The organism is Pseudomonas sp. (genome assembly GCF_048269965.1).
Classification (GTDB): domain Bacteria; phylum Pseudomonadota; class Gammaproteobacteria; order Pseudomonadales; family Pseudomonadaceae; genus Aquipseudomonas.
In genome coordinates this window covers 56,778-74,083 of record NZ_JBLWTV010000012.1, presented here as the reverse complement: position 1 = coordinate 74,083, position 17,306 = coordinate 56,778, and the positions used below count along the sequence as shown (strand labels likewise).

The following is a 17,306-nucleotide window of genomic DNA, read 5'->3' as shown; positions in this document are numbered from 1 at the left end:
AGTCCTCAGTTCAGCCAGCGCACCAGGCACAGGGTGATCGATGGGAAGAGCACAAGGATGACCACGCGCACGATGTCCGAGATCAGGAACGGCACGATGCCTCTGAAGGCTTCACTCATGGGGATATCGCGCGCCATGCCGGCAATCACGTACACGTTCATGCCCAGTGGCGGGGTGACCATGCCGATTTCCACCACCATCAGGGCCAGGATGCCGAACCAGATGGCCTTCTCGGTCTGGTCCAGTCCATAGAAGTCCAGCCCCATGATCACCGGGAAGAAGATCGGGATGGTCAGCAGGATCATCGACATGGTGTCCATCACGCAGCCGAGGATCAGGTACAGGACGAGAATGCCGGCCAGCACCAGGAAGGGCGGCAGACCTGCGCCGCTGATGGTTTCGGCGATGAAGTTGGGCAACTGCGAGATGGCCAGGAAGGCATTCATCACATCGGCGCCGAGCAGGATCATGAAGATCATGGCCGTGGTCACGCCGGTGCCCAGCAGCACCTCCTTGAGTTCGGCCAGTCGCATCTTGCCCAGGGTGAAGGCGAAGAACCCCGTGCCCACGGTGCCGATGGCTGCAGCTTCGGTAGGGGTGAACCAGCCGCCGTAGATACCCCCGAGCACCACCAGGAAAATCAGCAGTACCGGCCACACACCCTGCTGCGCCTGCAGTCGCTGTTTCCAGCTCGAGCGCTCCTGCGCTGGCCCGGAGTCCGGGAACAGGCGCACATAGATGGCGATGGCGATCATGTAGCCGATGACGGCGAGAATGCCCGGCACGAAGGCGGCCATGAACAGCGTGGAGATGTTCTGCTGGGCGAGAATGGCGTAGATCACCAGCACCACCGAGGGCGGGATGAGAATGCCCAGGGTGCCGCCGGCCGCCAGGCAACCCACTGCCAGCGAATTGGAGTACTTGTAGCGACGCAGCTCCGGCAGGGCCACCTGGCCCATGGTCGCGGCGGTTGCCACCGATGAGCCACAGACCGCGCCGAAGGCTGCGCAGGAACCGATGGCGGAGATCGCCAGGCCACCGCGCCAGTGTCCGACCATGGCGGCTGCGGCCCGGAACAGGCCCGTAGCCAGGCCGCCACGCGAGGCGAACTGCCCCATCAGCAGAAACAGCGGGATCACCGACAGGTCGTACACGGTGTAGCGGGCGTAGGCCACCGTCTTCAGGTAGTTGAGCAAGGGGTCCCAACCGCTGATCGAGACGTAGCCGCCAATACCGGTCAGCAGCATGGCGATGGCGATTGGAATGCGGATGGCCAGCAGAACCAGGAGGAAGGCGAGGAAGAGTCCGCCCAATGCGACGCTGCTCATTGTTGGCCTCCCTCACCGCGCAGGTCGAGCCAGGCGGTGTACAGGGAAACGACGGCGAGCAGAGCGAAAGAAGGCGCGAAGGGCGTCATCGACCACCACATCGGAATGCCCATGATGATCGACTCTTCACCGTTGCGGTAAGTATCCAGGGTGCCGATTATCGAGCGCCAGGCCAGCAGCGCTGCACAGGCGGCCATCAGCAGGCAGCCGAGCGTGTCGAGATAGCGCCGTGTGTTGGCCGAGGCGCGCAAGGTGAAGGCGTCGACGATGACATTGTTGCGACGCAACTGGCACAGCGGCAGGAAACTCACCACGGCAATGCCGCAGCCCATCTGCACCAGCTCGACGTCACCGAGCAGTGGCGCATCGAACAGGCTGCGCATGCTGATGCTGTAGGCCGACAGCAGGGTGATGGCGACCAGCACCAGGCCACCAGCCAGTGCCAGCCAACGGGCCAGGACATCGAGCAACTGGCCGAACGGGCGCGTGCGCTGATGCTGCCCAGGCAAGGCAGGGTTTTCGATCATGAGAGGACTCCGCAAGACCGGCACCGCAGGTGCCGGCCAACACAACGAGGGTTAACGATCAGTGCGGCAGCTTGGCGTTGTAGCTTTCGATCAGGTCGCGCACTTCTTGCAGCAGCGCAGCACCGTTGTCGTTGCCTTTGCTCTCGACTTCCTTGATCCAGTCGTTGTCCAGCTTGCGGCCGATGGCCATCCACTTGGCCTGTTCTTCGGCGGGCAGTACGTAGATCTCGTTGCCACGCGATTGCGCCAGCTTGTGCCCGGTCTCGATCACGTTGGTATCCCAGATATGGCCGGCCTGGCGTGAGAGTTCACGGCCGCTGTTGGCGTCGATGATCTTGCGCAGGTCATCGGGCAGGCTGGCGTACTTGGCCGGGTTCATCGCCAGTACCAGCGCGGTGTGCATCAACGCTGGCTGACCCGGCGCCATTTCGGTGTGGTACTTGACCAGTTCCTGCAGCTTCAGTGCAGGGACCACGTCCCAGGGCAGCACGGCGCCGTCGACCACACCCTTGGACAGCGCTTCCGGCACCTGCGGTACCGGCATGGCCACCGGGGTGGCACCGAGCATGGAGATCAGCTTGGTGGAGATGCGGTTGGCCGAGCGCAGTTTCAGGCCACGGAAGTCGGCCAGGCTACGCACCGGCTTCTTCGCCGTGTGCAGCAGCGCGCCATCGGTCAGGTGAGTCGCGAGCAGATGCACGTCGGCGAACTCCTTCTGCCCGTGGGCTTCGAGGAAATCCCACATGGCCTGGCTGCTGGCTTCCGAAGAGCGACTCATGAACGGCATCTCGAATGCCGATGCCAGCGGGAAACGGCCGCTGGTGTAGCCAGGCAGGGTCCAGACGATGTCGGCGACGCCGTCACGCGCCTGGTCGATCAGTTGCGGCGGGGTGCCGCCCAACTGCATGGAAGGGTAGAACTGAAACTGGATTCGACCATTGGATTCGGCGGTGATCTTCTCTGCCCAGGGCTTGAGAAAGTCGGCCTGGGTCACCGAGTGCGCCGGCAGGAAGTGGTGAACCTTGAGGGTGACCTCGGCCTCGTCGGCGTTGGCCCAGGTCATGACGCTGGTGGCAAGCAGCGTCAGCAAAGCCTTGGAAAGCTTGTGCATCGCAAATGTCCTTTCTTATTCATTGTTAGTAGGCGATTCAGGTACAGCCAAATTCGGCTGCAATACTGCCGCCGCTAGGATTCGCTGCTCGCATGGTGCGAGTTAGCGAGGGGCTATTCAATTCGATTAACGACTTAGTGTGCGATAAACGAACGAATTGCGTGAGCCTGGGACGTGCCAGAGGCGCGCCGGGCGATTATCGATCAAGGGCTCCCGTGCGAGGGCCAGGGTGCACCGTGCGCACCAATGGCCCGCAGTTTGGCTGGGTGCGCGCGGTGTTCCCTACGGCTGAGAAATGAGTCATTCGATGGCTTCGTAGGGCAGGCCGACGTAATTCTCGGCGATGGTCCTGCGGCCGGCTTCGGAGCTGACGAAGTAGTCCAGTTCGGTCTCCTGCATGCGGCGGCTGAAGGCATCGGTGTCGGGAAAGCGATGCAGCATCGAGGTCATCCACCAGGAAAAACGCTCGGCCTTCCAGATGCGCCGCAGGCAGATTTCCGAGTAGCGTTCGAGCAGATCCACACGGCCTTCGCGGTAGACCTTGAGCAGGATGCGGTACAGCGTGCTGACGTCGCTGGCGGCCAGGTTCAGGCCCTTGGCGCCGGTCGGCGGAACGATGTGCGCGGCATCACCGAGCAGAAACAGGCGGCCGTACTGCATCGGTTCGACGACGAAGCTGCGCAGCGGCGCGATGCTCTTCTCGATCGAAGGTCCGGTGACCAACTGGCTGGCGATCTCGTTTGGCAGGCGGCGCTTGAGTTCGTCCCAGAAGCGCTCGTCGGACCAGTCTTCGACCTTCTCCTCGGCGCCCACCTGCACGTAGTAACGCGTGCGTGTCGGCGAACGCATGCTGCACAGGGCGAAGCCACGCGCGTGGTTGGCGTAGATCAGCTCCTCATGCACCGGCGGGGTGTCGGCAAGGATGCCCAGCCAGCCGAACGGATACACCCGTTCGAACTCCTGAAGTACCCCAGCCGGAATGGATTGTCGCGATACGCCATGGAAGCCATCGCAGCCCGCGATGTAATCGCACGTCAGGCGCTGCGTGCGGCCCTCATGCTCGAAGGTCAGGTAAGGGCGCTCGCCCTTGAGCTCGTGCAACTGCACCTGGCGGGTGTCGTACAGGGTGACGGCGCCGCTGGCCTGGCGTGCTTCCATCAGGTCGCGAGTGACTTCCGTCTGGCCGTAGACCATCACGCTCTTGCCAGCGGTCAGCCCCTTGAGGTCGATGCGCTCGCAGCGGCCATCGAAGGCCAGCTGGAAGCCATCGTGCGGCAGGCCTTCGCGATCCATGCGCGCGGCCACGCCGGCCTCGCGCAACAGGTCGACCATGCCCTGTTCGAGCACGCCAGCGCGGATGCGGCCGAGCACGTAGTCGGGGCTCTGGCGTTCGAGGATGACATTGTCGATGCCGGCGTTGTGCAGCAGTTGGCCGAGCAGCAGGCCGGAGGGGCCAGCGCCGATGATGGCGACCTGAGTGTTCATTATTGTTCTCCAGTACGTGATCGGCTGTATGTCGATTCACAGGCTCAGGTCTGTATTTTTTGTGGATACATGCTCGGTTAGAAGGCAATATCGAAAAGGATTCTTGGACTTTTCGATGATTTTAAGAGCCCGCTCATGACTGCTTCGAAAGCTCCCCTGGTGCCGGTATTCAAGCTGTACGGTGAGACGGCCGAATGGCCAACCCCCGACCTTATCCACTGCGAATCGATTCCAGAGCGCAGCCAGTTGCACGGTTGGGAAATCAAACCGCACCGTCACGCTGATCTGTTGCAGTTGCTCTATGTGCAGTCAGGTGAAGCCGAGCTGGAGGTGGAGGGGCAGGTGCGCCTGGTGCGCAGTGCTTCGCTGCAGGTCGTGCCGGCGCTGTGCGTGCACGGCTTTCGTTTCTCGCGTGATGTTCAGGGCTACGTGCTGAGCCTGGCGCGGCCTCTGGTGGAGCAACTGGCCGCGCCGCTGGGCCAGCAATGCTTGCAGAGCCCCATGTGCTATGAGGTTGGCGAGCAGCGCCGGTATCTGGATGCCTTGTTCGAATCGATCAGCCAGGAGTACGGCCGTCTGGAGCCAGCGCGGGAGCTGATGCTGCAATCGTTGATCAGTGTCCTGCTGGTTGCCATCGCGCGCCGGCAACTGGCGCGGAGCGAGGCGCAGGAGCCCGCCGATGGCCGAGGGCGTGAGCATGTGCAGGCCTTCGTGCACTTGCTCGAAGCGCACTTTCGCGAGCATCTACCGATCGAACATTACGCCTCGCGCCTGGGGATCAGTGCCGCTCACCTCAATGCGCTGTGCCGGCGGCTGGCCGGGCAATCCGCGTTGCAGCTGATCAATCAGCGTCTGTTGCTCGAGGCCAAGCGCTGTCTGGTGTACACCACCATGACGGTGAGCCAGGTGTCAGACAGTCTGGGTTTTTCCGAACCGGGCTATTTTTCCCGTTTCTTCAAACGTGGCAGCGGGCTCTCGCCCAAGGCATTTCGCCTGCATCGCTGAGCAGCGATGCAGGCGAAAGAGAGGCAGGCGCCGAAGGCACCCGCTGGGGAAGGTCAGGGCTTGGCGATGCCGACCGAGTCCGGGGCAACCTCGATGGCCTTGGCCTTGTACATCGACCAGGTGGTGACCGACTGCCAGCGCTTGAGGAACTCTTCAGCTTCGGCGCCGTTGAGGTTCAGGCTCTGCGCGCCGAAGTTCTTCAGGAAACCCTGGAACTCGGGGTTGGCAACTGCCTTGGCGTAGGCGTCGACCAGCTTCTGCTTGACGTCGTCCGGGGTGTCCTTGTGCACGAAGGCGCCCCAGAACGGGCCCCACGGCAGGTACTCGGCGATGGCCGGCAGGGCCTTGGTGATCGGCTCCACGCCCGGCAGCTCCGGGGTTTCCTCGGTGGCGAACACGGCCAGGGCCTTGAGCTTGCCGCTGCGTACCAGTTCGCGGGCGGCGGCCAGGCTCAGGGGCATGAAGTCGATGTGCTTGCCCATCAGTGCAGTGATGCCGGGGCCGTCGCCACCGAAGGTCACTTCACGCACTTTCAGCTCGTCCACCGCGTTGATCATCGCGCTGACGGTGCTCGGCAGGCCGCCGGCGCCGGTGGAGCCCATGCGCAGGGTGTCCGGGTTGGCCTTGGCGGCGGCCATCAGTTCGGCCATGTTGTTGAACGGCGCGTCGGCGTTGGCGGCGATCACCACCACGTTCTGGCCGATGATGTTGACCGGGTAGAAGTCGGCGTAATCGAAGTCGGCGAGTTTCAGCACTTTGTAGAGCTGCGGGTTCTCGGCGCCGAGCAGGACGGTGTAGCCGTTCGGACGCTGCTGCATGACGTGGGTGCTGCCGATCACGGCGGTGCCACCCGGGCGGTTGTTGAGGATGAACTTGCCGCCCAGTTCCTTCTCCACGTACGGAGTCAGGCTGCGCATGACGTTGTCGGTGGCGCCGCCTGCACCCCAGGGAATGACCGCCTGGATGCTGCGCTCGGGGTATTCGGCGTGGGCTGGCAGGGCCATGGTGAGGGCGCTGAGTCCGAGAGCGGCGCCAGTCAGTAACGATTTGAACATGTGGAGACTCTCCATCGGTTGTTGTTGTGAGCCCCTGTCGGCCGGGGCACGCCTTGGAACCTGGGTGTCAGCCGCGCGCCGAAGCGGGGCTGAACTTGCTCTTGAGTTTCTTCAGCAGCGGGGTGTTGCCCAGCAGGATCAGCACCACCGCGGCGCTGAGGATCAGCGACAGCGGGCTGGTGACCAGCCCTTGCAGCAGCTCCACCGGGTTGTCACCGGCCGAGGACATGGCCTGGCGGTACGAGGTGTCCATCAGTGGGCCGAGGATGGCGCCGAGGATGATCGGGCCCATCTGGAAGCCAAAGATCTTCAGCAGATAACCGAGTACCCCGAAACCGAGCATCCAGTACACCTCGGTCATGCTGCTGTTGATCGAGTAGGTACCGACCACGCAGAGCACCAGGATCAGTGGAATCAGCACGGCCTTGGGCATTTCCACGAACTTGGCGAAGAGCTTGATGCCCATCAGGCCGAAGATCATCAGAAACACGTTGGCCAGCAGCAGGTTGCCGACGGTGAAGTAGAAGATGTGCGGGTTTTCCACCATCAGCATCGGGCCGGGATTGAGGCCATGCACCACCAGGGCGCCGATGATCACTGCGGTGACTGCATCACCGGGCATGCCCAGCGTCAGCATCGGCACGTAGGCGCCACCGACCGCCGCGCTGTTGGCGGTTTCCGGGGCTACCAGGCCTTCGTAGGCACCCTTGCCGAACGGCCTGGACGGATTTTTCACGGTGCGCTTGGCGTGGTCATAGGCCATCAGCGCCGCGATGTCGCCGCCGACGCCCGGCAGCACGCCGACGATGACACCAATGATCGAAGTGCGGATCGACAACGGGAGGAATTTCAGCACCATGGCGAAGGACGGCAGGATCTTGTCCACCTTCTGGCGGACTACCGGGCTGTCGAGGTTATGCAGTTGATAGAAGGCCTCGGCGACGCCGAACAGGCCAATCATCAGCACCACGTAGTGGATGCCGCCCATGAGTTCGACCTGGCCCAGGGTGAAACGCCCTTGTGCAGTGACCGGGTCCATACCGACCAGGCCGATCACCGCGCCCAGGCCGGCGGCGAAGATGCCTTTTGCCAGCGAGCCTTCGGCCAGGCTACCGACCAACAGCAGGCCGATAGCGGCGACCAGGAAGTAGTCGCGCGGGGCGAAGCGCAGGGCCAGTTCGCCGATCAGCGGTGCCGCGCTGGCGAGCATGATGGTGCCGACGATACCGCCGACCACCGACATCACGGTGCTCAGGCCGATGGCGCGACCGGCTTCGCCCTGTTGTGCCAGTGGGTAGCCGTCGAAGGCCGTGGCCACCGAGGAGGGCGCGCCGGGGATGTTCAGCAGGATGGCGCTGCGTGAGCCACCGTAAACGCCGCCGATGAAGATGCCGACGATCAGCGCCAGTGCATCGTTGACATCCCAGGAGAAGGTGAAGGACACCAGGATGGACACTGCCATGGTCACCGAGAGGCCCGGGATGGCGCCGATATAGATGCCGGCAAAGGTGCCCAGCGCAGTCAGCATCAGCAGCTGCGGATCACTCCAGGCCATCAGCAGGTAGGAAAGGGTATCGCTCATCTCGAGTGCCTCGTTATGGCAGGTAAACGCTGAACGCCAGGCTGAACAGCAGATAGATCAGCACCAGCAACACAGCTGCGATCAGGATGGCGTTGAGTACGCGGCCTTTGCGCAGGTAAACGATCGACAGCACCAGAAAAAGGAAGGTGCTGACGTAGAAACTGACCCACTGGATCGCCGCCAGATACGCCACGGCCAGCAGGCCGAAGACCAGTGTGCGGCGCGGGAAGTGGGTGTCGCGAAACTGCTGGAAGGCATCCAGCCAGCCGCTGCTGTCGGGTTTGGCCTTGCCGATCAGCTCGACGCCGATCTTCACCGCAGAGAGGATCATCACCAGCGCGACGCCGATGGGAAATGCTCCGGGGGAATTGATCGAGGAGAAACCGGAAATCTGGTAAGCCAGGTAGAACACCACCAGGCTGGCCAGTAACAGCAGGACACAGAAGGTGCGCTCGCCGACCAGCATCTTATCTGTCTTGTTCATGCTATCGCTCCGACAGGGTTGGGGAGGAGGTGGGGCTGGTCAGGATTCGCACGCAGGCTGCCGTTTGGCTGTCAGCGCGCTGATCAGGCGCCGCCAGGAGACCTTGCGCATGCCCTGATGGGCAGGGGCGAGGACGGGCATGGCCAGAGTGGATAGAGAAGACCAGTCGTCGAGCAACGAGCTGGGCGCCGGACGAGGAGCGATCCTCGCTGTGGCAGGGGTGGCCGGGGCACGCAGGTGCATAGGCTGTGACATGACAATTGACCTTCTTATATTTATTGGCTGCTGAAACATTCGAAGCGTGATGCACCAGGCAGAAGATCACTTCGATTTCAGGCGTGGTAGGAATAGTGGGCCGACCAGGCTGGCCATTTCAATTCGCTAAACGGGGTTTTGTTCGATAACCGAACAAGAACGAACCGGTTAGTACATTGTGCGTCGCGCTGGCAGTATCGCGCGTCCGTGGCCCAGCATCCAGAGGCAGGCGCCGGTCTGGCTCGCGTCACCGGGCGCTTGTCTCTTAGAATCGGCGCAAATTTTTCAGGACATTCTCATGGCCGGCAGTCAGATCGAACGCGCGCTCAGCCTTCTCGAAAGCCTCACTCGCGATGCCCGTGGCATGCAGATGCAGGCCCTGGCCGATGAGCTGGATATTCCCAAGAGCGCCACGCATCGCATGCTCGCCGAGCTGATGCGTCTGGGCTATGTGCGCCAGGATGCGCTCACCAGTCGCTATCGGCTCTCGACCAAACTGGTAGCGCTGGGTTTTCGCTATCTGGCCAACAGCGGCGCCGACGTGGTGCAGCCGATTCTCGATGGGCTGGCTGAAACCAGCGGCGAGCTGGTGCGCCTGGGCGTGATCGAGGGCGAGCGCCAGACCTGGATCGCCAAGAGCCAGGGGGCTCGCTCCGGTCTGCGTTACGACCCGGACATGGGACGTGACGCACCGCTGTTCTACACCGCCTCCGGGCATGCCTGGCTGGCCAGCATGAGCGACGCAGAGGCTCTGGCGTTGGTGGCGCGGCAGGGCATCGCCGATCCTGCCGACTTCGGCCCCAATGCGCCGCATAACCAACAGGAACTGCTGCAGCGCCTGATCCTGGCGCGGCAGCAGGGATACGCCTGGGTGATGGAAAGTTCGTCGCTGGGTACCGCTGCGCTGGCCGCGGTGGTGCGTCACCCCGTCGAGGAACGGGTAATCGGCGTGCTCAGCATTGCCGGGCCCAGTGCTCGTATGCCTCTGACGCGTATCGAGCAATTGGCGCCTGAGCTGCTGGCCGCCGCTGCCGAGCTGTCCGCCGCCAGCCCTGCTTCCGAACTGTTCGCCTGAACAGGTAGCAAGCGACACGCCCAGCCCGTGTAGGAGCGGCTTTAGCCGCGAATCAGCACCCTTCGCGGCTGAAGCCGCTCCTACGGTCTGCCAAATCCGATTCCTCTGCTGGTTCCGGTGCGCGCGGCGCACCCTACGAAACTGCCGACGAGTTGTCCGCTGCGAGCCCGGCCTCCGAGCTGTTCGCCTGATCGGTTAGCAAGCGGCACGCCCAGCTCACCGTGGGAGCGGCTTCAGCCGCGAATCAGCGTCCTTCGTGGCACCGTCGCGCCTGCAGCTGATCTGCGGGCTGATGCCGGATCCGATGCTTCCGTCGGTTCTGGTGCGCACGGCGCACCCTACGGTACTGATCGCTTGGAGAGCGGCACGCCCACCTCATCGTAGGAGCGGCTGGGCGGCACTCCGCTTCAGCCGCGAATCAGCGCCCTTCGTGGCTCCGTCGCGCCGGCAGGTAATCTGCGGACTGATGCCGAATCCGATGCTTCCGTCGGTTCTGGTGCGCACGGCGCACCCTACGTACTGAGTCGGCACGGGCGCAATGCATCGGTTGATGCGACTAGCTTGTAGGGTGCGCCGCGCGCACCGGCTTCAACTTCTTCCTCTCGCCGACTTCCGATCAAGGGCAATCCGTTAGTCCCAATTCGCGCTTGCGATTTTTCTGGAACTGAGTTCTAAATTAAAAAAGAGGCGCTGCAGGACCTCCCAGGCAGCGCCCGCGCAAATACGACAAAAAGAGGATCAACGCGTGATTTCCCCCCTGCGTATTGCCCTGATCGGCGCTGGTGTCATGGGCCGTCAGCACCACCAGCACCTGCAGAATCTGGCCGAAGCGCAACTCTGTGCCATCGCCGATCCCGGCCCTCAGGCCGCCGAGTTTGCGGCGCAATGCGGCGTGCCTTGTTTCGCCGATCACCAGCAGATGCTGGAGCAGGTTCGGCCTGAAGCAGTGATCGTTGCCAACCCCAATGCGCTGCATGTCAGTACGGCGCTCGACTGCATTGCAGCGGGCGTGCCGGTGCTGCTGGAAAAACCGGTGGGCATCCACCTGGACGAGGTTCGCGAGCTGGTTGCGGCCAGCGAACGCAGTGGCGTGCCGGTGCTGGTGGGGCATCATCGCCGGCACAATCCGCTGATCGCCCGTGCCCGCGAGTTGATCGAAGCGGGCGCTCTGGGCCGACTGACCACGGTGACTGCGCTGTGGCAGGTGCAGAAACCCGATAGTTACTACGACATCGCCTGGCGCCGCGAAGCCGGTGCCGGAATGCTGCTGACCAATCTGATTCATGACCTCGATCTGCTGCGCCATCTGTGTGGTGAAGTGCGTCAGGTGCAAGCCATCACCAGCAATGGCGTACGCGGTTTCGCCAACGAGGACAGCGCGGCGGTGCTGCTGCAGTTCGAAGGTGGCGCGTTGGGCAGCCTGACCGGTTCCGATGCGGTCGCTGCGCCCTGGAGCTGGGAGCTGGATTCCGGCGAGAACCCGGTCTACCCGCATCAGGCCGATCAGCCCTGTTACTTGCTCGCCGGCACCCGAGGCGCCCTGAGCATTCCGCAGCTCAAGCGCTGGCATTACGGCGAGGCGGGCGCTGGCTGGCACCAGCCGCTGCAGCAGGTGCAGGAGCACTTCGACGCAGGCGAGGCCCTGTACCGCCAGTTGCAGCATTTCGTCCAGGTCGCCCGTGGCCAGGTTAAGCCGCTGGTCAGCGCTGCCGATGCCGGTCGCACCCTGGCGCTGGTCGAGGCCATCCGCCTGGCGGCGGAAAGTGGCCAGGCCTGCGTCCCCGAAACCCTCTGAGCAGAGAGTCATCATGAGCGAACGTATTCTTTCCCTGGCCGCCCTGACCGTGCTCGAGCTGTCGCCACCAGAGATGGTCGAGGTGGCGGCGCGTGCCGGCTACAGCCACGTTGGCCTGCGCCTGGTGCCGGCTACGCCGGAAGAGCATCACTTTCCGCTGGTGGCCGATGCCGCCCTGCGTGCGCAGACCCTGAAGCGTTTGCGCGATACCGGCATCCAGGTCCTCGACGTGGAAATCCTGCGCCTGAAGGCGCAAACCCGCGTCAGCGACTTCGAGGCCATCCTCGCCGTAGGCGCCGAGTGCGGTGCCAGCGAACTGCTGGTGGCCGGCAATGATCCAGACGAAGCGCGGCAGACCGACAACTTCGCTGCGCTCTGTGATCTGTCCGCGCAGTACGGCCTGCACCCGCACCTGGAATTCATGCCCTGGACCAACGCCCGCGACCTGACCCAGGCGGCGCGTATCGTCGCTGCGGCGGGGCGAGCCAATGGCTGCGTGCTGGTCGATGCTTTCCACTTCGACCGTTCTGGCTCACGCCTGCAGGATCTGGCGGCGGTGCCCGCCGAGCGTCTGCGCTACGCTCAGTTGTGCGATGTGGCCGGGCCGCGCCCGCAGGACATGGACGAAATCCTGCGGCAGGCGCGTAATGAACGGCGCTTCCCCGGCGAAGGCGACTGCGATCTGCTCGGCTTGCTGCGAACCCTGCCGACGAACATCCCGCTGAGCCTGGAAATTCCGACCCGGCAACTGATGGAGCAGGGTGTCAGCGCATTGCAGCGAGCCCGCATGGCGCTGGAGAAGACCCGGCAGTTGCTCGACCGTCAGTCGTGATGGAGTCAGCGCCTGCCGCAGTGGAGGTAGGCGTTGGTCCGTCGTGGTCTGTATAGTTAGTTGTCTTGCTATCTTTTTGCGGCGAGTCCGCCTTCCGGGTATTTCATGAGTCTCACTCCATTGTCCGGCGCCAATCACCCGCTCAAGGGGATCGGCCTGATGGTGCTGGCGACCTTCCTGTTCGCCAGTCACGATGCCATGTCCAAATACCTGTCGGGTTTCTATCCGATCATCCTCATCGTCTGGGCGCGCTACCTGGTGCACACCTTGCTGATGGCCGGCATCTTCCTGCCGCAATCCGGCTTGCGCGTGCTGCGTACCAAGCGGCCTGGCCTGCAGGTGCTGCGGGCGCTGTGCCTGCTGGGCGTGAGCCTGCTGTTCACCACGGGGCTGATGTTCATCCCGCTGGCCGAGGCGACCTCGGTGATCTTTCTGGCGCCGCTGCTGGTCACGGCGCTATCGGTGCCCTTGCTCGGTGAACGCGTCAGCGCGGGCCAGTGGGCTGCGGTGATCGTCGGCTTCGTCGGGGTCCTGATCATCGTGCATCCGGGCGGCAGCCTGTTTACCCCGGCTGTGCTGTTGCCGCTGAGTGCGGCGTTGTGTTTCAGCTGCTATCAGATCCTCACCCGGCGTCTCAGTGAAGTGGACAGCGCGACCACCAGCAACTTCTTCGCCGGCCTGGTCAACACGCTGGTGATGAGTCTGCTGGTGCCGTTCTTCTGGCATGTACCGAGCCTCACGCACGGTCTGATGATGCTGGCGCTGGGCGGCTGTGGCATGGCCGCGCACCTGCTGCTGACCCACGCCTTCCGCCATGCCGCGCCGGCTTTGCTGGCGCCGTTCGGCTACGTGCAGATCGTCTTCGCCGGGCTGCTGGGGCTGCTGGTGTTCCAGCACAAGCCGGATACCACGGCGATGATCGGTATTCTCATCATCTGCCTGAGCGGTTTGGCGGCTGCCTGGCAGAACCGGAAACAGCCCCGGAAGTGATGATGTTCGATTATCGAACGGAAAACTAACCAGTTCGTTCATTTTGAATTGCTGATCTCCCCGACCCTGCCAATAATCCAGGCTACGAACAATCCATGAGCGCCGACCAACCGGCCGAGTGAGGGCTCATGAGCGCGTCTCGCCTCCCTCACTTTGCCCGCCACGGCGCCGCCTCAGCCCGGAGCCGTCTATGCAGCGTTCAATTGCCACCGTTTCCCTCAGCGGTACCCTGCCCGAGAAGCTCGAAGCCATTGCTGCCGCCGGCTTCGACGGTGTGGAAATCTTCGAGAACGACCTGCTCTACTACGACGGCAGCCCCAGCGAAATTCGCAAGCGCTGCGCCGACCTCGGCATCGCCATCACCCTGTTCCAGCCATTTCGCGACTTCGAAGGCTGCCGCCGCGACCGCCTGCAGCGCAACATCGACCGTGCCGAGCGCAAGTTCGACCTGATGCAGGAACTGGGCACCGACCTGGTGCTGGTGTGCAGCAACGTCGCGGCCGACTCGCTGGGCGACGATGAAATCCTTATCGACGACCTGCGCCTGTTGGGCGAGCGCGCTGGTGCGCGCGGCCTGCGAATTGGATACGAGGCCTTGGCCTGGGGCCGTCACGTCAATACCTATCAGCAGGTATGGAATCTGGTGCGCCAGGCCGATCACCCGGCCGTCGGGGTGATCCTCGACAGTTTCCATACGCTGTCGCTCAAGGGCGATCCCGCAGCCATCGCCGATATCCCCGGCGACAAGATCTTCTTCGTGCAGATGGCCGATGCACCGATCCTGGCCATGGACGTGCTGGAGTGGAGCCGCCATTTCCGCTGCTTCCCGGGGCAGGGCGAATTCGATCTGGCCGGTTTCCTCGCGCCGATCCTGCGTACCGGCTATCGCGGCCCGCTGTCGCTGGAAATCTTCAACGATGGTTTTCGCGCTGCGCCGCCGCGTCAGAACGCCGCCGACGGTCTGCGCTCGCTGCTCTATCTCGAGGAAAAGACCCACAAGCGTCTCGAGAAAGAGGGGCATCAGATCGAGCCGGGCGTGCTCTTCACCCCGCCTGCGGCGCATCGCTACGACGGCGTGGAGTTTCTCGAGTTCGCCGTCGACGAGGCCGTCGGCGCGCGTCTGTCCGGCTGGCTGGAGCGACTGGGCTTTGCCCATGCCGGCCAGCATCGCTCCAAGGACGTCAGCCTGCTGCGTCAGGGCGATATCAATATCGTGCTCAACGCCGAGCCCTATTCTTTCGCGCACAACTTCTTCGAGTCGCACGGCCCGTCGCTGTGTGCCACCGCGCTGCGGGTGAAGGATGGTGCCGCGGCGTTGCAGCGCGCCTGCGACTATCGGGGCCAGCCCTATCGTGGCCTGGTCGGCCCCAACGAGCGGGAAGTGCCGGCAGTGCGCGCTCCCGATGGCAGCCTGATCTATCTGGTGGAGCAGGCGGGAGCAGGGCAGACCATCTACGACACTGACTTCAGCCTGAATCAGACGGCCGAGACCAGTGGTGGCCTGCAGCGCATCGACCACATGGCGCTGGCACTGCCGGCCGAGTCGTTGGACAGTTGGGTGCTGTTTTACAAGAGCCTGCTGGATTTCGAGGCCGATGACGAAGTGGTCCTGCCCGATCCTTACGGCCTGGTGAAAAGCCGCGCGATTCGCAGCCGTTGCAGTTCGATCCGCCTGCCGCTGAACATCTCGGAGAACCGCAACACCGCCATTGCCCATGCTCTGTCGAGCTATCAGGGCTCCGGCGTGCACCACATCGCGTTTTCCTGCGAAGACATCTTCGCCGAAGTGGCGCGGGCCAAGGAAGCGGGTGTGCCGCTACTGGAAATTCCGCTGAACTACTACGATGATCTGGCCGCGCGCTTCGATTTCGACGACGAGTTCCTCAGCGAGCTGGCGTACTACAACGTGCTCTATGATCGTGATGCCCAGGGTGGCGAGTTGTTCCACGTCTACACCGAGCCGTTCGAGGAGCGCTTCTTCTTCGAAATCATTCAGCGCAAGGGCGGCTACGTGGGCTATGGCGCGGCCAACGTAGCGGTGCGCCTGGCGGCCATGGCCAAGGCGCGCAGCGGTGGCTTGAAGCGTCCGCGGTTATAAGTGGGTGCAGGTGGCAGCCTGTCCGGTTGCCGCTGCGGCCTGCCATAATCCGCTCCACCAATACCTATAAAAAAGACCATTGCCGTATGACCGAAGCCGTTGCCAACCTGACCACTGAACCTCTCGAGGTGGTGCGCAAGGTACGTAAGAACAACCCGGAAAAAACCCGCGAGAGCATTCTCCAGGCCGCCATCACGGAGTTCGTTCAGCAGGGCCTTTCCGGCGCCCGCGTGGACGCCATCGCCGAGCGCACCGCGACCTCGAAACGGATGATCTACTACTACTTCGGCAGCAAGGAACAGCTCTATCTCGAGGTGCTGGTCAAACTCTACGGTGATATCCGCGGCACCGAGAGTCGCCTCGATCTGGCCTCCTTGCCGCCGGTGCTGGCGATCCGTCGGCTGGTGGAGTTCACCTTCGATCACCATGACCGCAACGTCGACTTCGTGCGCATCGTCAGCATCGAGAACATCCACTACGGCGAGTACGTCAAGCAGTCGCCGGTCATCCGCCAGATGAGCAACGTGGTGCTCGATACCCTCGGCAAGACCCTGCGTCGCGGCGAGCAAGAGGGGGTGTTCCGCTCCGGTATCGACGTACTCGATGTACACCTGCTGATCAGTTCTTTCTGTTTCTATCGGGTGTCCAACCGCCACACCTTTGGCGAGATCTTCCAGATCGATCTGCCCGACGAGCAGGTCAAGCAGCGACACAAGGCGATGATCTGCGAGGCGGTGCTGCGTTATATCCAGGGCTGAAGATCGGTGCGGATATGAAAAGGGCCCTGGCCGCGTTGTCGCTGCCAGGGCCCTTTTTGCATGAGTGTGCTCAGAAACTGGCGAAGTGCGCCTGCATGCGTTCGGCATCGGCCGGGCGGCCACTGAACAGTTCGAACGCCTTGACCGCCTGGAACACCGCCATGGTGCCGCCATCCAGCGTGCGGCAGCCAAGGGCGCGGGCGTGGCGCAGCAGTTCGGTTTCCAGCGGGAAGTAGATGATCTCGGCGACCCACAGCCCGGCATGCAGCAGCTCCATCGGCAGCGGTGTGCCCGGCAGTTTGGCCATGCCCACCGGCGTGGTGTTGACCAGCCCGTCGGCAGCGGCGACTTCACCGGCCAGGTCTTCGCCCGCGATGGCGCGCTCGGCGCCAAAGTGAGCGTTGAGATTGTCCGCCAGGGCCTGGGCGCGGCCGGGCTCCACCTCGAAGATGCACAGGCGTTCGACGCCTTCGGCGAGCAGGGCGTGGGCCACGGCTGCGCCGGCACCGCCTGCGCCCATCTGCACCACGCGACGGCGAGCCACGTTGGGCAGGCCACGGCGCAAGCCCTCGGCGAAGCCCAGGCAATCGGTGTTGTGGCCGACACGCTTGCCGTCCTTGAGCACCACGGTGTTCACCGCGCCAATGCCTCGGGCCTCGCTCGACAGCTCGTCGAGCAGCGGGATGATCGCCTGCTTGGCCGGGAAGGTGATGTTGAGACCGGTAAAGCCCATGTGCTGCGCCGCATCGAGCAGGCTCGGCAGCGCATCGAGGTCGAGGCCCAACTGATCGAGGTCGATCAGGCGGTAGAGGTAGCGCAGCCCCTGCGCATCGCCTTCGCGTTCGTGCATGGCGGGCGTGCGCGAAGCCTGAATGCCTTTGCCAATGAGGCCGGCGAGAATGCCGCTGGTAACAGAGGACATGGTC

At 63.4% G+C, this 17,306-nt stretch carries 15 protein-coding genes; 7 read left to right on the top strand and 8 right to left on the bottom strand.

Annotated elements, in window-relative coordinates:
- Positions 1 to 5 precede the first annotated feature (5 nt).
- The 4 genes from ACN0X6_RS15160 to pobA form a co-directional block, all read right to left on the bottom strand.
- Entirely contained in the window at positions 6 to 1,328 is a 1,323-nt protein-coding gene (locus tag ACN0X6_RS15160; RefSeq protein ID WP_417705126.1) for a TRAP transporter large permease, read from the bottom strand.
- On the bottom strand, positions 1,325 to 1,855 hold the full coding sequence (locus ACN0X6_RS15155; protein ID WP_417705124.1) for a TRAP transporter small permease: 531 nt from the start codon (positions 1,853 to 1,855) through the stop codon (positions 1,325 to 1,327). Before ACN0X6_RS15155 ends, ACN0X6_RS15160 begins: the two co-directional genes overlap by 4 nt.
- 58 nt (positions 1,856 to 1,913) lie before the next feature.
- Positions 1,914 to 2,966 (bottom strand): TRAP transporter substrate-binding protein, encoded by a 1,053-nt coding sequence (locus tag ACN0X6_RS15150; RefSeq protein WP_045736188.1) that lies wholly within the window; start codon positions 2,964 to 2,966, stop codon positions 1,914 to 1,916.
- A gap of 300 nt (positions 2,967 to 3,266) precedes the next feature.
- On the bottom strand, positions 3,267 to 4,451 hold the full coding sequence (gene pobA, locus ACN0X6_RS15145; RefSeq protein ID WP_417705122.1) for a 4-hydroxybenzoate 3-monooxygenase: 1,185 nt from the start codon (positions 4,449 to 4,451) through the stop codon (positions 3,267 to 3,269).
- Between the two features lie 135 nt (positions 4,452 to 4,586).
- Between pobA and ACN0X6_RS15140 the strand changes: the two genes are divergently transcribed.
- The gene (locus ACN0X6_RS15140) at positions 4,587 to 5,456 is read left to right on the top strand and encodes a helix-turn-helix domain-containing protein (RefSeq protein ID WP_417705121.1); all 870 of its coding nucleotides are present in this window, start codon (positions 4,587 to 4,589) and stop codon (positions 5,454 to 5,456) included.
- Between the two features lie 53 nt (positions 5,457 to 5,509).
- On the opposite strand, the gene ACN0X6_RS15135 is transcribed toward ACN0X6_RS15140, so the two are convergent.
- The 3 genes from ACN0X6_RS15135 to ACN0X6_RS15125 all read right to left on the bottom strand — a co-directional run bounded on the left by ACN0X6_RS15135 (position 5,510) and on the right by ACN0X6_RS15125 (position 8,577).
- Positions 5,510 to 6,511: a tripartite tricarboxylate transporter substrate binding protein gene (locus ACN0X6_RS15135; protein ID WP_417705119.1), complete on the bottom strand. Its 1,002-nt coding sequence runs from the start codon at positions 6,509 to 6,511 to the stop codon at positions 5,510 to 5,512.
- A 67-nt stretch (positions 6,512 to 6,578) separates the two neighbouring features.
- A complete protein-coding gene (locus ACN0X6_RS15130) occupies positions 6,579 to 8,093 on the bottom strand; it encodes a tripartite tricarboxylate transporter permease (protein WP_192980510.1) in 1,515 nt (504 codons plus the stop codon).
- A 13-nt stretch (positions 8,094 to 8,106) separates the two neighbouring features.
- On the bottom strand, positions 8,107 to 8,577 hold the full coding sequence (locus ACN0X6_RS15125) for a tripartite tricarboxylate transporter TctB family protein (RefSeq protein WP_417705117.1): 471 nt from the start codon (positions 8,575 to 8,577) through the stop codon (positions 8,107 to 8,109).
- A gap of 553 nt (positions 8,578 to 9,130) precedes the next feature.
- Here ACN0X6_RS15125 and ACN0X6_RS15120 point away from each other — a divergent pair.
- The 6 genes from ACN0X6_RS15120 (at position 9,131) to ACN0X6_RS15095 (ending at position 16,380) form a co-directional block, all read left to right on the top strand.
- Positions 9,131 to 9,907 (top strand): IclR family transcriptional regulator, encoded by a 777-nt coding sequence (locus ACN0X6_RS15120; RefSeq protein WP_417705115.1) that lies wholly within the window; start codon positions 9,131 to 9,133, stop codon positions 9,905 to 9,907.
- A gap of 745 nt (positions 9,908 to 10,652) precedes the next feature.
- Positions 10,653 to 11,702, top strand: coding sequence for a Gfo/Idh/MocA family protein (locus ACN0X6_RS15115; RefSeq protein ID WP_417705113.1), 1,050 nt, complete (start codon positions 10,653 to 10,655; stop codon positions 11,700 to 11,702).
- A 13-nt stretch (positions 11,703 to 11,715) separates the two neighbouring features.
- Positions 11,716 to 12,534, top strand: coding sequence for a sugar phosphate isomerase/epimerase family protein (locus tag ACN0X6_RS15110; RefSeq protein WP_417705112.1), 819 nt, complete (start codon positions 11,716 to 11,718; stop codon positions 12,532 to 12,534).
- 105 nt (positions 12,535 to 12,639) lie between these two features.
- Positions 12,640 to 13,524 carry a DMT family transporter gene (locus ACN0X6_RS15105; RefSeq protein WP_045736194.1) on the top strand — a complete coding sequence of 295 codons (885 nt, stop codon included), beginning with the start codon at positions 12,640 to 12,642 and terminating at the stop codon, positions 13,522 to 13,524.
- Positions 13,525 to 13,714: 190 nt separating this feature from the next.
- Entirely contained in the window at positions 13,715 to 15,622 is a 1,908-nt protein-coding gene (gene quiC / locus ACN0X6_RS15100) for a 3-dehydroshikimate dehydratase QuiC (RefSeq protein WP_417705109.1), read from the top strand.
- Between the two features lie 86 nt (positions 15,623 to 15,708).
- The gene (locus ACN0X6_RS15095; protein WP_192980517.1) at positions 15,709 to 16,380 is read left to right on the top strand and encodes a TetR/AcrR family transcriptional regulator; all 672 of its coding nucleotides are present in this window, start codon (positions 15,709 to 15,711) and stop codon (positions 16,378 to 16,380) included.
- A 70-nt stretch (positions 16,381 to 16,450) separates the two neighbouring features.
- Here the strand turns inward: ACN0X6_RS15095 and ACN0X6_RS15090 are convergent, their stop codons facing one another.
- Entirely contained in the window at positions 16,451 to 17,302 is an 852-nt protein-coding gene (locus ACN0X6_RS15090) for a shikimate dehydrogenase (protein ID WP_192980518.1), read from the bottom strand.
- Positions 17,303 to 17,306 lie beyond the last annotated feature (4 nt).

What these genes read in the sequence shown, in the direction of transcription:
- ACN0X6_RS15160 (WP_417705126.1), bottom strand. Translation starts at nt 1,328, where the DNA reads ATGAGCAGCGTCGCATTGGGCGGACTCTTCCTCGCCTTCCTCCTGGTT.
- ACN0X6_RS15155 (WP_417705124.1), bottom strand. Translation starts at nt 1,855, where the DNA reads ATGATCGAAAACCCTGCCTTGCCTGGGCAGCATCAGCGCACGCGCCCG.
- ACN0X6_RS15150 (WP_045736188.1), bottom strand. Translation starts at nt 2,966, where the DNA reads ATGCACAAGCTTTCCAAGGCTTTGCTGACGCTGCTTGCCACCAGCGTC.
- pobA (WP_417705122.1), bottom strand. Translation starts at nt 4,451, where the DNA reads ATGAACACTCAGGTCGCCATCATCGGCGCTGGCCCCTCCGGCCTGCTG.
- ACN0X6_RS15140 (WP_417705121.1), top strand. Translation starts at nt 4,587, where the DNA reads ATGACTGCTTCGAAAGCTCCCCTGGTGCCGGTATTCAAGCTGTACGGT.
- ACN0X6_RS15135 (WP_417705119.1), bottom strand. Translation starts at nt 6,511, where the DNA reads ATGTTCAAATCGTTACTGACTGGCGCCGCTCTCGGACTCAGCGCCCTC.
- ACN0X6_RS15130 (WP_192980510.1), bottom strand. Translation starts at nt 8,093, where the DNA reads ATGAGCGATACCCTTTCCTACCTGCTGATGGCCTGGAGTGATCCGCAG.
- ACN0X6_RS15125 (WP_417705117.1), bottom strand. Translation starts at nt 8,577, where the DNA reads ATGAACAAGACAGATAAGATGCTGGTCGGCGAGCGCACCTTCTGTGTC.
- ACN0X6_RS15120 (WP_417705115.1), top strand. Translation starts at nt 9,131, where the DNA reads ATGGCCGGCAGTCAGATCGAACGCGCGCTCAGCCTTCTCGAAAGCCTC.
- ACN0X6_RS15110 (WP_417705112.1), top strand. Translation starts at nt 11,716, where the DNA reads ATGAGCGAACGTATTCTTTCCCTGGCCGCCCTGACCGTGCTCGAGCTG.
- ACN0X6_RS15105 (WP_045736194.1), top strand. Translation starts at nt 12,640, where the DNA reads ATGAGTCTCACTCCATTGTCCGGCGCCAATCACCCGCTCAAGGGGATC.
- quiC (WP_417705109.1), top strand. Translation starts at nt 13,715, where the DNA reads ATGCAGCGTTCAATTGCCACCGTTTCCCTCAGCGGTACCCTGCCCGAG.
- ACN0X6_RS15095 (WP_192980517.1), top strand. Translation starts at nt 15,709, where the DNA reads ATGACCGAAGCCGTTGCCAACCTGACCACTGAACCTCTCGAGGTGGTG.
- ACN0X6_RS15090 (WP_192980518.1), bottom strand. Translation starts at nt 17,302, where the DNA reads ATGTCCTCTGTTACCAGCGGCATTCTCGCCGGCCTCATTGGCAAAGGC.